Origin of the sequence: Streptomyces sp. XY431 (assembly GCF_001279805.1) — a bacterium.
GTDB lineage: Bacteria > Actinomycetota > Actinomycetes > Streptomycetales > Streptomycetaceae > Kitasatospora > Kitasatospora purpeofusca.
In genome coordinates this window covers 1-622 of record NZ_LGDO01000307.1, presented here as the reverse complement: position 1 = coordinate 622, position 622 = coordinate 1, and the positions used below count along the sequence as shown (strand labels likewise).

Below are 622 nucleotides of genomic sequence, written 5' to 3'. Positions count from 1 at the left end.
GCGATGTACAGCTCGCCGACCGCCCCCGCCGGTACCGGTTCCAGACCGTCGTCCAGTACGAACAGCCGGGTGTTGGCGATCGGCCCGCCGATCGAGGGGGTCGTGTCGACCGGGCTGTCGAGAGCCGCCGAGGTCGACCAGATGGTCGTCTCGGTCGGACCGTAGAGGTTGGTGACCTCGCAGTCCCGGTCGAGCAGCGAACGCAGGAGGTCGCGGGAGAGCGCCTCCCCGCCGACCAGGACCCGGAGCTTGCGCAGTGCCTCGCCGGCCTGGTCCACGAGCAGGCGCCAGTGCGTCGGTGTGGCCTGCATGACCGTCGGGCGGAACCGGTTGATCAGCTCGGTCAGTGCCACCGCGTCGGCGCCCGTCGTCCCGGTGGTGAGGCCCAGGCAGGCGCCGGAGGTCAGCGGGACGAACAGCTCCAGCAGGGAGATGTCGAACCCGACGGTCGTCACCGCGAGATGGCGGTCGTCCTCCCCGTACGGGACGACCTGCGCCATCGCGGCGAGGAAGTTCCGCAGCGCGCGGTGGCTGACGACGACGCCCTTGGGGGTGCCGGTGGAGCCGGAGGTGTAGATGACGTAGGCGGGGTGGGTGGGTTGGAGGGGGTGGGTGCGGTCGG

The 622-nt window shown here is 71.2% G+C and carries 1 protein-coding gene; it reads right to left on the bottom strand.

Going from position 1 to position 622, the window contains the following annotated elements; translation table 11 throughout:
* Window positions 1–622: AMP-binding protein (locus ADK60_RS24510; RefSeq protein WP_159400554.1), on the bottom strand; the 622-nt coding region annotated here is incomplete at both ends.